At 62.9% G+C, this 13476-nt stretch carries 14 protein-coding genes; 2 read left to right on the forward strand and 12 right to left on the reverse strand.

What is annotated here, in order from left to right:
- Positions 1-40: 40 nt before the first annotated feature.
- The 9 genes from J4D28_RS01000 to J4D28_RS01040 all read right to left on the reverse strand — a co-directional run bounded on the left by J4D28_RS01000 (position 41) and on the right by J4D28_RS01040 (position 9326).
- Positions 41-1198 (reverse strand): D-alanyl-D-alanine carboxypeptidase family protein, encoded by a 1158-nt coding sequence (locus tag J4D28_RS01000; protein WP_009051033.1) that lies wholly within the window; start codon positions 1196-1198, stop codon positions 41-43.
- A 183-nt stretch (positions 1199-1381) separates the two neighbouring features.
- Positions 1382-2383, reverse strand: coding sequence for a septal ring lytic transglycosylase RlpA family protein (locus J4D28_RS01005; protein WP_028683489.1), 1002 nt, complete (start codon positions 2381-2383; stop codon positions 1382-1384).
- Positions 2383-3396 (reverse strand): lytic murein transglycosylase B, encoded by a 1014-nt coding sequence (gene mltB, locus J4D28_RS01010; protein ID WP_025807698.1) that lies wholly within the window; start codon positions 3394-3396, stop codon positions 2383-2385. Before mltB ends, J4D28_RS01005 begins: the two co-directional genes overlap by 1 nt.
- A 17-nt stretch (positions 3397-3413) precedes the next feature.
- Positions 3414-4517 (reverse strand): rod shape-determining protein RodA, encoded by a 1104-nt coding sequence (gene rodA / locus J4D28_RS01015; RefSeq protein WP_041987538.1) that lies wholly within the window; start codon positions 4515-4517, stop codon positions 3414-3416.
- A gap of 31 nt (positions 4518-4548) precedes the next feature.
- The gene (gene mrdA / locus J4D28_RS01020) at positions 4549-6444 is read right to left on the reverse strand and encodes a penicillin-binding protein 2 (protein WP_103330762.1); all 1896 of its coding nucleotides are present in this window, start codon (positions 6442-6444) and stop codon (positions 4549-4551) included.
- Positions 6445-6456: 12 nt separating this feature from the next.
- Positions 6457-6924 (reverse strand): 23S rRNA (pseudouridine(1915)-N(3))-methyltransferase RlmH, encoded by a 468-nt coding sequence (rlmH, locus tag J4D28_RS01025; RefSeq protein ID WP_103330763.1) that lies wholly within the window; start codon positions 6922-6924, stop codon positions 6457-6459.
- A 9-nt stretch (positions 6925-6933) separates the two neighbouring features.
- Complete coding sequence (rsfS, locus tag J4D28_RS01030) at positions 6934-7356, reverse strand: ribosome silencing factor (RefSeq protein WP_009051039.1); 423 nt, start codon at positions 7354-7356, stop codon at positions 6934-6936.
- Positions 7357-7416: 60 nt separating this feature from the next.
- Positions 7417-8061: a nicotinate-nucleotide adenylyltransferase gene (gene nadD / locus J4D28_RS01035; protein WP_009051040.1), complete on the reverse strand. Its 645-nt coding sequence runs from the start codon at positions 8059-8061 to the stop codon at positions 7417-7419.
- Entirely contained in the window at positions 8061-9326 is a 1266-nt protein-coding gene (locus J4D28_RS01040) for a glutamate-5-semialdehyde dehydrogenase (protein ID WP_009051041.1), read from the reverse strand. The genes nadD and J4D28_RS01040 overlap by 1 nt, the downstream gene beginning before the upstream one ends.
- Positions 9327-9502: 176 nt before the next feature.
- On the opposite strand from J4D28_RS01040, the gene J4D28_RS01045 reads away from it, so the two are divergent.
- Entirely contained in the window at positions 9503-10189 is a 687-nt protein-coding gene (locus J4D28_RS01045) for a DNA-3-methyladenine glycosylase (RefSeq protein ID WP_009051042.1), read from the forward strand.
- 95 nt (positions 10190-10284) lie between these two features.
- A complete protein-coding gene (locus J4D28_RS01050) occupies positions 10285-11601 on the forward strand; it encodes a bifunctional DedA family/phosphatase PAP2 family protein (RefSeq protein ID WP_009051043.1) in 1317 nt (438 codons plus the stop codon).
- 19 nt (positions 11602-11620) lie between these two features.
- Here J4D28_RS01050 and J4D28_RS01055 read toward each other — a convergent pair whose 3' ends face one another.
- The 3 genes from J4D28_RS01055 to J4D28_RS01065 are packed head-to-tail and all read right to left on the reverse strand — an operon-like array spanning position 11621 to position 13297.
- On the reverse strand, positions 11621-12211 hold the full coding sequence (locus tag J4D28_RS01055) for an LON peptidase substrate-binding domain-containing protein (protein WP_103330764.1): 591 nt from the start codon (positions 12209-12211) through the stop codon (positions 11621-11623).
- Between the two features lie 10 nt (positions 12212-12221).
- Positions 12222-12938: an LrgB family protein gene (locus J4D28_RS01060; RefSeq protein WP_009051045.1), complete on the reverse strand. Its 717-nt coding sequence runs from the start codon at positions 12936-12938 to the stop codon at positions 12222-12224.
- On the reverse strand, positions 12935-13297 hold the full coding sequence (locus J4D28_RS01065; RefSeq protein WP_053269999.1) for a CidA/LrgA family protein: 363 nt from the start codon (positions 13295-13297) through the stop codon (positions 12935-12937). Before J4D28_RS01065 ends, J4D28_RS01060 begins: the two co-directional genes overlap by 4 nt.
- Positions 13298-13476 lie beyond the last annotated feature (179 nt).

Genomic DNA, 13476 nt, shown 5'->3' on the forward strand with positions numbered 1-13476 from the left:
CCGCTCTACTTCAGAGCGAGGGCCACGCGGGTCGACAATATCAGTTGAACAAGCCGTAGAAGAATAGGCGGATGCTATCCCACATGCGGCGGAAGATACCACCTTCGTCGACCGCGTCCAGAGCGATCAGGTCGGCACTGTGCACCACCTTGTCGTCCAGTTTCACTTCGACTTTACCAATCACGTCGCCCTTGGCGATAGGCGCGATCAATTGTGGATTCATGGTCATGCTGGCCGCGAGCTTCTTCAGCTGGCCTTTTGGCATGGTCATGCTCAGGTCCTGGGCCAGACCGGCCTTGACCTGGGAGGCAGTGCCTTTCCAGACAGGCGCCTGAGCCAGCTCGGTGCCCTTCTGGTAGAAGGTCTGGGTTTCGAAGAAGCGGAAACCATAGGTCAGCAGCTTCTGGGTTTCGGCTGCACGAGCCTGCTCGCTGTTGGTACCGAACACCACGGCGATCAGGCGCATGCCGTCACGCACGGCCGAGGACACCATGCAGTAGCCGGCTTCGTCGGTGTGGCCGGTTTTCAGGCCATCGACGGTCTTGTCACGCCACAGCAACAGGTTGCGGTTAGGTTGCTTGATGCCGTTCCAGAAGAACTCTTTCTGCGAGTAGATCGCGTAGTGAGCCGGATCTTCGTGAATGATGGCGCGAGCCAGGACCGCCATGTCGTGCGCCGACGAGTAGTGCTCGGGGTTCGGCAGGCCGGTCGGGTTCATGAAGTGGCTATTGGTCATGCCCAGGTCGCCGGCGGTCTTGTTCATCATGTCGGCAAAGGCGTCTTCGCTGCCGGCGATGTGCTCGGCAACCGCGACGCTGGCGTCGTTACCCGACTGAATGATGATGCCGTGCAGCAGGTCGCTGACAGTGACCTGCGAACCGACCTTGATGAACATCCGCGAACCGCCGGTACGCCAGGCGTTCTCGCTGACGGTCACCGGGTCGTTCTCACCGATCTGGCCGCGACGGATTTCCAGGGTCGCGATGTAGGCCGTCATCAGCTTGGTCAGGCTGGCTGGCGGCAGACGCTGGTCACCGTTGTTCTCCACCAGCACGTTACCGCTGCTGGCCTCCATGAGCACATAGGACTTGGCGGCCAGCTGCGGTGGCGACGGCATCACTTCTACCGCCCAGGCGGCAGGCGTGATGATCAGCGGGACAAGCAGACACAGGCGTTTGGCAAAGGTGGTGATGTTCATCCGTCTCTCGAAATTGCTAATGGAAACTTGTCCTCGCGGACAAAACTATTCAGACAGCCTTCTAAAGGGCTGTCGCGTGTTCAGTTGTTCACTCACGACCCTTGCCGGGCTTTTGTTGTACGACGAGCCAACAACCTGGGTTCCCCCCCAAATACCGCGGGTGAACCATGAATCAGAATCCGATTACTCGGCGGTTACCAGGCTCGGCTGCCCCAGATTGGCCAGCCGGACACTGTTCTGCACTTGCTGGATCTCACCCTGCGAGCCGATCGGCCCCAGGCGTACCCGGTGCAGGGTCTGTTGATTGCGCACGATCGAGCTGATGAACACCGGAGCGCTCACCATCCCGCTCAGCTTCGAGCGCAGGAGCTCGGCAGCGTCCGGGTTGGCGAAGGCGCCCACCTGCAGATACTGGCCAGAGGCTTGCGCAGAAGCGTTTTTTTTTGCATCCAGCTGCACCGGCACGACGGCCGCGGCGTGCTGCTGCGCAGGTGGAGTCCATTGCTCGACGGTCCCCGTGGACGCCGTCATCACTGGCGCGGCTTTCGGCTCGTTGAGCATCAAGGGCGCCGGCCGGCCGCGCTGGGCCCACCATTCCTGCGGGTCGATGCCCTCGACCTTGACCCGGGCAGTGCCGATCTCGGCATAACCGAGCTTCTTGGCCGCGGCATAGGACAAATCGATGATCCGGTCCGAATAGAACGGCCCACGGTCGTTGACCCGCAGGATCACGCTCTTGTGGTTGTCCAGGTTGGTCACTCGGACATAACTCGGCAAGGGCAGGGTCTTGTGCGCGGCACTCATGCCGTACAGGTCATACACCTCGCCATTGGCGGTGTTCTGCCCGTGGAACTTGGTGCCGTACCAGGAAGCCGTGCCCGAAGCGACATAACGCTTGGATTCGGCCATCGGGAAATAGGTCTTGCCCAGCACCGTATAAGGGTTGGCCTTGTACGGGCCGGTGTGCAGGGTCGGCGTGGCGTCAGGGATACGCGATACATCGACGTCCCACCAGGGCGCGCCGTCTTTGTGGGCGCGGTTGATGTCCAGGACCGGTTTCGAACGTGCGGCCGTCGCCGGGCCTTTCTGTTTCGGCGCCTGGGTTGACGAACAACTGACCACCAGCAAGGACAACGCGGCAAGAGCCACCAGCTTCAGGGGTTTGCGGATTGGCGATGCCAGCATTACTTGACGCCCCGTGCTTGGACCAGCTGTTCAGAGAGCTGATGTACGGCCATGGCGTACATCACGCTGCGGTTATAACGCGTGATCGCGTAGAAATTCTTCAGGCCCATCCAGTATTCGGGGCCATTGTCACCTTCCAGGCGAAAAGCCGTGACCGGCATATCATCGCGCAGCGCATCATGACTCGACCAGCCCAGCGCCCGCAACTCCCCAACGGTTTTCGTCGGTTCGATACCGGTGGTCAGGCCTTCGTCGACCTGATCGCCACGCACTTCGGCCCGGCTGACCACCGGCTGCCCGGCCTCCCAGCCGTGACGCTTGAAATAGCTGGCAACACTGCCGATGGCATCGTCCGGATTGGTCCAGATATTGATGTGGCCGTCGCCGTCGAAGTCCACAGCATAGGCGCGAAAACTGCTTGGCATGAACTGCGGCAAGCCCATGGCGCCGGCGTAGGAGCCTTTGAGGGTCAGTGGATCGACCTGTTCCTCGCGCGCCAGCAACAGGAATTCGCGCAATTCCTTGCGGAAGAACTCGGCACGTGGCGGGTAATCGAAGCCCAGGGTCGACAGCGCATCGATCACCCGATAGTTACCGGTGTTGCGCCCGAAGAAGGTTTCGACACCAATGATCGACACGATCACCTGGGCCGGCACCCCGTATTCCTGCTCGGCACGGGCCAATACCGCCTCGTGCTGGCGCCAGAAGTCCACACCGCGGGCGATACGCGCGTCGGTAATGAACATCGGCCGGTATTCTTTCCACTGCTTGACCCGCTCGGCGGGCCGGGAAATGGCGTCGAGGATCGACTGCTTGCGCTCGGCCTCGCGAAACACCCCCATCAGCTGTTCGCCCGCGAAGCCATAGTCGCGAGTCATTTCGCCCACGAACTCGGCCACTTGGGGCGAACCTTCGTATTCGCCGCCGGCCAGCGCTTCCTGCGCTGCACCAAGGATGCCTACCAGACCGACCCACGGCGCATACCGAGCGGTCCAGCCACGCATTGCTTGCATTGAATTCTTCACCTTATTCAAACCTGCGCGATCCACTTGCGATGGGTATGGATCGACATCAAAACCCCAAACGCTGACAGCAGCGTCACCAGCGAAGTTCCTCCGTAGCTAATGAACGGCAACGGCACCCCCACGACCGGCAACAGGCCACTGACCATACCGATGTTGACGAAAACGTAAACAAAAAACGTCATGGTCAGGGCGCCAGCAAGCAATTTGCCGAACAGCGTCTGCGCCTGGGCGGTGATCACCAGCCCACGACCGATCAGCAGCAGATAGATCAGCAGCAGGGCGCAAATGCCCACCAGGCCGAACTCTTCGCCCATGACCGCGATAATAAAGTCGGTGTGGCTCTCGGGCAAAAAGTCCAGGTGGGACTGAGTGCCCAGCAACCAGCCCTTGCCGAAGACGCCACCGGAACCGATGGCCGCCTTGGACTGAATGATGTTCCAGCCGGTGCCCAGCGGATCGCTTTCCGGATCGAGGAAGGTCAGGATCCGCTGCTTCTGGTAGTCGTGCATGATGAAGAACCACATGGCGATCGCCACCGGCACCGCGGCAGCCAGCACGCTGAGGATCCAGCGCCAGCGCAGGCCGCCCATGAACAGCACGAAGGCGCCACCGGCAAGGATCAGCAGCGAGGTGCCGAGGTCCGGCTGGCGTACGATCAGAATGAACGGGATTCCGATCAGGATCAGGCTGATGCCCACATGCTTGAGCTGCGGCGGCAAGCTGCGCTTGGCCAGGTACCAGGCGATGGTCGCCGGCATGATGATCTTCATGAACTCCGAGGGCTGGAAGCGGATCACCCCGGGAATGTTGATCCAGCGGGTGGCGCCCATGGCGTTGTGTCCCATGACATCCACCACCACCAGCAGCACCACGCCGAACACATAGGCCAGTGGCACCCAGCGCGCCATGAACCGGGGCTCGAGCTGGGCGATGATGATCATCGACACCAGGCCGATGCCGAATGACGTCGCCTGCTTGCCCAGCAAGTCCCAGCTCTTGCCGCTCGCCGAATACAGGACGAACAGGCTGCCGGCCGCCAGGGTCAGCAGCAGGATCAGCAATGGGCCGTCAATGTGCATGCGCTGCAACAGCGTCGCACGGCGACGCATCACATCCTCGCTGGACAGGATGCGATCGAAATTACTCTTCACGGGCCGTAGCCTCCGCACTGATAGGGCCGGCAAACTCAGGCTTGAGCAGGCCATCCGGGCCGAGGAGCCAGGCGTCCATCACCTGGCGCACCACCGGGGCCGCCACGCCGGAGCCGGACTCGCCGTTCTCGACCATGACCGAGACCACGATTTTCGGGTTTTCCGCCGGCGCGAAGCCGACGAACAGGGCGTGGTCGCGATGGCGCTCCTGGACCTTGGAGCGGTCGTACTTCTCGCCCTGCTTGATCGCGACCACCTGGGCCGTACCACTCTTGCCGGCGATCCGGTATTGCGAACCGATGGCCGCCTTGCGCGCCGTACCACGGGCACCGTGCATCACCTGCTGCATGCCGTGGTTGACCTTCGTCCAGTCCGACGGATCGCGCAGGACAATGTCCGGCATCGGGTTTTCATCCACCGGCTTTTCGCCCTCGATGGTCCTGGCCAGGTGCGGACGGTTCCATTTGCCCTTGTTCGCCACCAGCGCCGTGGCCTGGGCCAACTGCAACGGGGTGGACTGCATGTAGCCCTGGCCGATCCCGAGAATCAGCGTCTCACCCGGGAACCAGGCCTGGCGGCGGGTGGCGCGCTTCCATTCCCGCGACGGCATCAGGCCCGGCGATTCCTCGAACATGTCCAGCGAGACCTTCTGGCCGATACCGAACTTGTTCATGTAGGCCGACAACCGATCGATCCCCAGCTTGTGGGCCAGGTCATAAAAGTAGGTGTCGTTGGACCGCATGATCGCGGTGTCGAGGTCGACGTAACCGTCACCGCTGCGGTTCCAGTTACGGTACTTGTGGTCGTAGTTGGGCAGTTGGTAGTAGCCCGGGTCATAGACCCGCGTGGAGGCCGTCACCACTCCGGAATCGAGGCCGGCGATCGCCACCGCCGGCTTGATGGTCGAACCCGGCGGGTACAGGCCGCGCAGCACCCGGTTGAACAGCGGACGGTCGATGGAGTCGCGCAGCTCGGCATAGGCCCTGAAGCTGATGCCGGTCACGAACAGGTTCGGGTCGAAGCTCGGCTGGCTGACCATGGCCAGCACTTCCCCGGTGTTCGGGTCCAGCGCTACCACCGCGCCACGCCGCCCGCCCAAGGCAGCCTCGGCGGCTTCCTGCAGCTTGATGTCCAGGCTCAGGACAATGTCCTTGCCGGGAATCGGGTCGGTCCGCTTGAGCACCCGCAACACGCGGCCGCGAGCGTTGGTTTCGACCTCTTCGTAACCCACCTGGCCGTGCAGCTCGGGCTCGTAGAAACGCTCGATACCGGTCTTGCCGATGTGGTGGGTGCCGCTGTAGTTCACCGGGTCCAGGGTCTTCAGCTCTTTCTCGTTGATCCGCCCCATGTAGCCCACCGAGTGCGCGAAGTGCGCGCCCTGGGGGTAATGGCGGACCAGCTGCGCCACCACTTCCACCCCGGGCAGGCGGAACTGGTTGACCGCGATCCGGGCGATCTGCTCTTCGTTGAGCTCGAACAGGATCGGCACCGGCTCGAACGGCCGGCGTCCCTGCTTCATGCGTTTCTCGAACAGCACCCGGTCTTCCGGCGTCAGCTCCAGCACTTCGACAATGACGTCGAGCACCTGGCGCCAATCGCCGGAACGCTCGCGGGTCATGCTCAGGCTGAAGCTCGGCCGGTTATCGGCCACTACTACGCCATTACGGTCGAAGATCAGGCCGCGGGTCGGTGGAATCGGCTGAACGTGGACCCGGTTGTTTTCCGACAGGGTCGAGTGATAGTCGTACTGGATCACCTGCAGGTAATACAGGCGCGCGATCAGCACCCCGATCAGGCAGACCACGGCAATAGCCCCGAACACGACCCGGCCACGCACCAGACGGGCGTCTTTTTCGTGGTCCTTGATACGGATCGGCTGGGACATTAGGGGCGCGGGCTATTTGTGATAAGGGTGCCCGGACAGGACTGTCCAGGCGCGATACAGCTGTTCACCGATCAGGATCCGTACCAGCGGGTGCGGCAAGGTCAAAGGCGACAGCGACCAGCGCTGGTCCGCCCGCGCGCAGACTTCCGGCGCCAGCCCCTCGGGGCCGCCGACCATGAAGTTCACGGTGCGCGAGTCGAGGCGCCAGCGATCCAGTTCCACCGCCAGCTGCTCGGTGCTCCAGGGCTTGCCGTGGACCTCGAGGGTGACGATCTGCTCGTTCTGGCCGACCTTGGCCAGCATGGCTTCGCCTTCCTGACGGATGAAACGGGCCACATCGGCGTTCTTGCCACGGGTATTGAGCGGTATTTCCACCAGTTCCAGCGCCAGTTCGGATGGCAGACGCTTGGCATACTCGTGCCAACCCTCTTCCACCCACTTGGGCATGCGTGAACCGACAGCGATCAGACGCAGGCGCACAGCCGTCCCTTATTGCTGGTCTTTGTTGAGCTTGGTGAAGTGCTCATGGGTGTGTTCCGGGCTGTGGTGCTTGCCATCAGCCGCACGGCTCTGCTCGGCGCCCTGCCACAGGCGTTCCAGGTCGTAGAACTGGCGTGCGGAGGCGGTCATCATGTGCACGATCACGTCGTCCAGGTCCAGCAGCACCCAGTCGCTGTCGCCCTTGCCTTCTTCACCCAGCGGCTTGACGCCCTGGGCCTTGACCATCTCGCGGACCTTTTCCAGCATCGCGCCGATCTGGCGGTTGGAAGTACCGGTGGCGATGATCATGTAGTCGGTGATGCTCTGCTTGTCGCGAACATCGATCACCAGGACGTCCTGGGCCTTGACGTCTTCCAGCGCGGCGACTGCCACCTTGACCAGATCTTCGCCTTTCATTACTTGGTTAGTCATATAAAACTCGTTCAGCTCGTATGTTTGGCGCGTTGCACGGCATCGGCCGGCAGCGCGCCTTCAGTTCGGCCCACGGTAAAGACCGTGTGCATCGATATAGGCCAGGACCGCATCAGGCACCAGGAAACGTACCGACTTACCGCTGGCCAGCAGTTGACGGATCTGGGTGGCGGACACCGCGAGCGGTGTCTGCCAGACGAATGCAATGTGTCCTCCAGGCCCTTGCAGGGCCAGGGGATCGCTCACCGAGCGCGCCGCCAGCAGGTTGCGCAACGCATCCGGCGGCTCGCTGTCGGCATCCGGGCGTTGCAGCACCAGGATGTGGCAATGCTGGAGCAACTCTTCCCAGCGATGCCAGGTAGGCAGGCCGCAAAAAGCGTCCCAGCCCAGCAACAGGAACAACTGGTCATCCGCGGCCATCTCGGCCCGCATCTGTTCCAGGGTGTCTATGGTGTAGGACGGCTTGTCCCGTTTCAGCTCACGGTCGTCCACCACCAGGGGTGAAACGCCCGCCACCGCGCACTCGACCATCGCCAGACGGTCCAGGGCCGACACCTGCGGCGTATCGCGATGCGGTGGCCGCGCGCTGGGCGTCAGCCGCAGCTCATCGAGCCCCAGCGAATCGGCCACCTCCAGCGCGCTGCGCAGGTGACCGATGTGCACGGGGTCGAAGGTACCGCCCAGCAGACCGATACGTTTGCTCATCAAGTGCGCACATGGCCGTCGCCGAAGACGACATATTTCTCGCTGGTCAGCCCTTCCAGGCCGACCGGACCACGGGCGTGCAGCTTGTCGGTGGAAATACCGATCTCCGCGCCCAGGCCATATTCGAAACCGTCGGCAAACCGGGTCGAGGCATTGACCATCACCGAGCTGGAATCCACCTCGTTGAGGAAACGCCGGGCGTCGGTGAAGTTCTCGGTGACGATGGCGTCGGTGTGCTGCGAACCGTAGGTGTTGATGTGTTCGATGGCCGCGTCCAGGCTGTCGACCACCAGGATCGACAGGATTGGCGCGGTGTATTCGGTGCGCCAGTCTTCTTCGGTGGCCTCGATCACATCGTCGCCCAGCAAGGCACGGGTACGCGGGCAACCGCGCAGCTCGACCTTCTTGTCGCGATAGATCGCCGCCAGCGGCGGCAATACGCGCTCGGCAATACCGGCGTGGACCAGCAGGGTCTCCATGGTGTTGCAGGGCGCGTAACGCTGGGTCTTGGCGTTATCGGCGATGCGAATCGCCTTGTCCAGGTCTGCCGCCACGTCGATGAACACATGGCAGACGCCGTCCAGGTGCTTGATCACCGGCACCTTGGCGTCGCGGCTGACCCGCTCGATCAGGCTCTTGCCGCCACGCGGCACGATCACGTCGACGAACTCGGGCATGGTGATCAGCGCGCCAACGGCCGCGCGATCGGTGGTTTCCACCACCTGCACCACTTGCGCCGGCAGGCCGGCCACCGCCAGCCCTTGCTGGATACAGGTGGCAATGGCGCGGTTGGAATTGATCGCCTCGGAGCCGCCACGCAGGATGGTCGCGTTGCCGGACTTCAGGCACAGGCTGGCAGCATCGATGGTCACGTTGGGACGCGACTCGTAGATGATGCCGATCACGCCCAGGGGCACGCGCATCTTGCCGACCTGGATGCCCGAAGGCAGGTAGCGCATATCGCGGATTTCACCGATGGGGTCAGGCAGCTTGGCCACCTGACGCAGGCCTTCGATCATTTCGTCGATACGCACCGGGGTCAGCGCCAGACGATCGAGCAATGCCGGTTCCAGACCATTGGCCCGGCCGTTGGCCAGGTCCTGCTCATTGGCCGCGCTCAGCTCGGGGCGAGCAGCGTCCAATGCATCGGCAGCCGCCAGCAATGCGCGGTTTTTCTGCGCAGTGGTGGCACGGGCGATTACCCGCGAGGCTTCGCGGGCAGCGCGACCCAAACGGGTCATGTAGTCAAGAACGGACTCAGTCATGGTCTGCTGTGGTCTTGGCAAAGAGGAAAGCGGCTGATTATAGCTGTCGCGCCGGTCCACGGACAGCGGTCACGGGCGGATGGTCGAAATGGACGGCAAATACCTCTCGTTCAGCCTGAATTAAGCCTGGAATTGATATCATTCCGACCCAATTCCCGTCATCGCTCCTGGCCACCATGTCCATTCTGTCCACTCCGACGCTGCCCAAGGCCCTGCCCGACAGCTTTTTCGATCGAGACGCCCAGGTCCTGGCCCGTGAACTGCTCGGCAAAATCATCCGCCATCGGGTCGGCGACCTGTGGCTGTCGGCGCGCATTATCGAAACAGAAGCCTATTACTGCGAGGAAAAAGGCAGCCATGCCTCCCTCGGCTACACAGAAAAGCGTAAGGCTTTGTTTCTGGACGGTGGCCACATCTATATGTACTACGCCCGCGGCGGCGACTCGCTGAACTTCAGCGCCCAGGGGCCGGGCAACGCGGTGCTGATCAAGTCGGCCTACCCCTGGGTCGACGAAATCTCGGGCCCCGCCAGCTTGGCGCAGATGCTCCTGAACAATCCCGACGCCAGCGGCCGGCCGCGCCCCTCGCAGAAGCTCTGCGCCGGCCAGACCCTGCTGTGCAAGGCACTGGGCCTGAAAGTCCCGGTGTGGGATGCCAAGCGCTTCGACCATGAAGTGCTGTTCGTCGAGGATGTCGGCACGCCCGTCGCCAGCGTCATCCAGACCACCCGCCTGGGCATCCCTCACGGCCGCGATGAGCACTTGATGTACCGCTTTGTCGACGCTGCCTACGCCCCCTACTGCACCCGGAACCCGCTACGTCGCGGGCAGGTCGAAGGTCGCGACTATTTGCTGCTCGATTGATCCCTTTCGCAGGAACCGGCGTGCCCGCGGATGGTTTTATCGCGAGCAAGTCCGCTTCTACAGTTAACCCACCGAATAATCGGAGTTGAAAACCTATGGGCCAATGGCTCGACGGAATAACCGGCTGGCTGACGATGAATCCCCAATGGCTGGCGGCAGCCGTGTTCATCGTCGCCTGCGTCGAATGCCTGGCGATTGCCGGCCTGATCGTGCCTGGCACCGTGCTGCTGTTCGCCATTGCCGTGATGGCCGGCAGCGGCGCGCTGTCCCTGGGTGAAACCCTGGCGCTGGGGTTCTTCGGCGGTTTGCTCGGGGACGTGGTGTCCTACCTGCTGGGCCGGCGTTTTCACCAGAACATCCGCCGCTTGCCGGGGCTGCGCCATCACCCGGAATGGATCAACGGCGCCGAAGCCTATTTCCAGCGTTACGGTATCGCCAGCCTGTTGGTCGGACGCTTTATCGGTCCCTTGCGCCCCATGCTGCCGATGGTCGCCGGCATGTTCGACATGTCGTTCCCGCGTTTTTTCGCCGTCAGCCTGCTGGCCGCGGCCGGCTGGACAGTCGCCTACCTGCTGCCGGGCTGGGCCACGGGCGCGGCGATCCGCCTGCCCTTGCCTGAAGGTTTCTGGCCGCAAGCGGGAATAGTCGCCGCCAGCATCGCCGTGCTGCTGGGCCTGAGCATCAACAGCACCGTGCGCCGCCATCGCAAGGCCAGCCCGTTGGTGGCCGGCCTCAGCCTGGCGATCCTGGCAGGCCTGTTCATCGGTTACCCCTACCTGAACCATTTCGACCAGGGCCTGATGGCGCTGGTCCAGGAGCACCGCAGCCCGGCAATGGACGAGGTGATGGTGGTGCTCACCCAGTTCGGCGAATTCCGCACCATGCTGCTCGCCAGCGCCCTGGTCACCCTGCTGTTGCTGGTTGCCCGGCAATGGCGGCAGGCGATTTTTGCGGGCGCCACGCTGCTGTGCACTGCGCTGGCCAACACCGGCACCAAGCTGTTCTTCGCCCGCGTGCGCCCGGAAGTCCTGACCGACCCACTGACCAGCTACAGCATGCCCAGCGGCCACAGTTCCGGCTCGTTCGCCCTGTTCCTGACCCTGGCGGTGCTCGCCGGTCGCGGCCAACCGCCACGCATGCGCCTGACCTGGCTGCTGCTGGGCTGTCTGCCGGCGGCCGCGATTGCCGTGTCGCGGATTTACCTGGGTGCGCATTGGCCCTCCGACATCCTCGCCGGCGCCATGCTTGCCGCCTGCGTGTGCGCCGCCAGCCTGTGGGTCGCCCAGCGCCAGACCCCGCTGGAACCCATGCCGGCCAAGATCTGGTGGCTGGTATTGCCGGCGCTGATCGCGTTGTTCGGTTTCGAAGCAGTCAGGCATCTACCGCACGCCATGCTGCGTTATGCGTATTGAGGTGTTGTAGCCGCGAGGATCAGGCGAACAGCTCGCCCTGCAATTCGTCCAGCAAGGCCTGGATCGCATCCAGGCGTTGTTGCGGATCGTCCAGTTGCAACAGGTCGATCTTGTCCAGTTCGGAGAATGGCAACAGATAAGCCAACTGGTTGGCCAGCGACTGCTGGCCAGTGGCTTCGGTACCCATGTTCAGGGCTTCGACCATCGGGTGCTCGGCCAGCACCTTGAGCAAGGCGATCAGGTCCCCGTCTTCCTCCTGCAGCGGCCGCTCCGGCGCCTCGCCCAGCCACTCGACTTCAGCCACCCGCAACTGATCGCGCTGCACTTCGCTGCTCAGCACCCGAAAACGCCGCCCGCCCTTGACCCGGATCCCCAGCAGGCCGTTGTCCTGCTGATGGAAGTCGGTGATCAGCGCTTCGCAGCCCACCCGCGCAAAACCTTCCGGGGCGATGCCCACCTCTTCGCCCTCAAGGATGCACACCACGCCGAAGCCACTGCCCTGCTTCATGCAGCGACCGATCATGTCCAGGTAGCGCGCCTCGAAAATCTGCAAATCGAGAATGCAGTCGGGGAACAGCACCGTGTTCAGCGGGAAAAGCGCCAGGCTCATACAGGTTTCCTTAAACCACCAACGACACCGCCAACGGCAGGAAGACCGCCGTGGCCACACCCATCAGACTCATCGCCAGCGCCGCGAAAGCACCGCACTCGTCACTTTCCTGCAAGGCCACCGAAGTGCCCACCGCGTGAGCCGTCATGCCCAGCGCCATGCCTCGGGCTTCCGGGCTGTGCACCTGCAGGCGGTTGAGAATGGCCGGACCGAAAATCGCCCCGATCACCCCGGTGATCAACACGAATACCGCGGCCAGCGCTGCGACACCGCCAATCTGTTCAGCCACCAGCATGGCGATCGGCGAGGTCACCGATTTCGGCGCCATGGTCATCAGGATCATGTTCTCGGCACCGAACCACCACCCCAGCAGTACGCCCAGGCCGGTGGCGACCACCCCTCCAATCACCAGCGTAGTAAATATCGGCCAGAACAACTGCCGAATCCGCCGCAGGTTGAGGTACAGCGGTACGGCCAGCGCCACTGTGGCCGGGCCCAGGAGAATACTGAGGATCTCCGTGCTCTTGCGGTACTCGGCATAGCTCAAGCCACAGCCCAGCAGCACACCGATCACCAGCAACATGGAGACCAGCACCGGTTGCAGAAAGATCCAGCGGGTTTTCTCGAAGGCCGCGAGCACCAGTTGATAGGCGCCCAGGGTAATGCCGATGCCGAACAAGGGATGGTGGATCACCGACGCCCAGGCGCCCTGCCAGTCGAACATCATTGGCCGCCCTCCCGATGTCCGTGGCGCTTGACCAGCCGCTGCATCAACACGCCGACGAAAGCCATGGAGATCACCAGCGACAACACCAGGGCGCCGACTATCGCCCAGAAATCCGCAGCGATATCCGCCGCGTACACCATCACCCCCACCGCGGGCGGCACCAGCAACAGCGGCAGGTAACGCAGGAGGCTGGAGGCGGCCAGGTTCAGCGGCTCGCCCACCTCGCCGCGCGCCACCAGGAAGATCAGCAGCAACAGCAGACCGACAATCGGCCCCGGCAGGATCGGCAACAACAGATGATTGATCGCCGTGCCGAGCAATTGAAACAGCACCAACCATGTCAGACCGCGTAACAACATCTCTCATCCCCCCCGAAAAAACGCCGGGCATTATAAGCACGCGAACGCTATGCACCGGCATTCGCCAAAAGCATGGAAGGTTGACCGGAGCAAACCCCCATGATGATCTACAGTGGGTTGTCAGGGGGTACGCCCCCGCCCCTTTAGAACGATAAAACCGATGAACCCAAGGAGAGTCT

It is taken from the genome of Pseudomonas sp. GW531-T4, from assembly GCF_017349615.1.
Classification (GTDB): domain Bacteria; phylum Pseudomonadota; class Gammaproteobacteria; order Pseudomonadales; family Pseudomonadaceae; genus Aquipseudomonas; species Aquipseudomonas chlororaphis_I.

What these genes read in the sequence shown, in the direction of transcription:
- J4D28_RS01060 (WP_009051045.1), bottom strand. Translation starts at nt 12,938, where the DNA reads ATGATGTTCGACTGGCAGGGCGCCTGGGCGTCGGTGATCCACCATCCC.
- mltB (WP_025807698.1), bottom strand. Translation starts at nt 3,396, where the DNA reads ATGCAAGCAATGCGTGGCTGGACCGCTCGGTATGCGCCGTGGGTCGGT.
- rsfS (WP_009051039.1), bottom strand. Translation starts at nt 7,356, where the DNA reads ATGACTAACCAAGTAATGAAAGGCGAAGATCTGGTCAAGGTGGCAGTC.
- J4D28_RS01040 (WP_009051041.1), bottom strand. Translation starts at nt 9,326, where the DNA reads ATGACTGAGTCCGTTCTTGACTACATGACCCGTTTGGGTCGCGCTGCC.
- J4D28_RS01045 (WP_009051042.1), top strand. Translation starts at nt 9,503, where the DNA reads ATGTCCATTCTGTCCACTCCGACGCTGCCCAAGGCCCTGCCCGACAGC.
- J4D28_RS01055 (WP_103330764.1), bottom strand. Translation starts at nt 12,211, where the DNA reads ATGAGCCTGGCGCTTTTCCCGCTGAACACGGTGCTGTTCCCCGACTGC.
- rodA (WP_041987538.1), bottom strand. Translation starts at nt 4,517, where the DNA reads ATGCGTCGCCGTGCGACGCTGTTGCAGCGCATGCACATTGACGGCCCA.
- J4D28_RS01005 (WP_028683489.1), bottom strand. Translation starts at nt 2,383, where the DNA reads ATGCTGGCATCGCCAATCCGCAAACCCCTGAAGCTGGTGGCTCTTGCC.
- nadD (WP_009051040.1), bottom strand. Translation starts at nt 8,061, where the DNA reads ATGAGCAAACGTATCGGTCTGCTGGGCGGTACCTTCGACCCCGTGCAC.
- mrdA (WP_103330762.1), bottom strand. Translation starts at nt 6,444, where the DNA reads ATGTCCCAGCCGATCCGTATCAAGGACCACGAAAAAGACGCCCGTCTG.
- J4D28_RS01065 (WP_053269999.1), bottom strand. Translation starts at nt 13,297, where the DNA reads ATGTTGTTACGCGGTCTGACATGGTTGGTGCTGTTTCAATTGCTCGGC.
- J4D28_RS01050 (WP_009051043.1), top strand. Translation starts at nt 10,285, where the DNA reads ATGGGCCAATGGCTCGACGGAATAACCGGCTGGCTGACGATGAATCCC.
- J4D28_RS01000 (WP_009051033.1), bottom strand. Translation starts at nt 1,198, where the DNA reads ATGAACATCACCACCTTTGCCAAACGCCTGTGTCTGCTTGTCCCGCTG.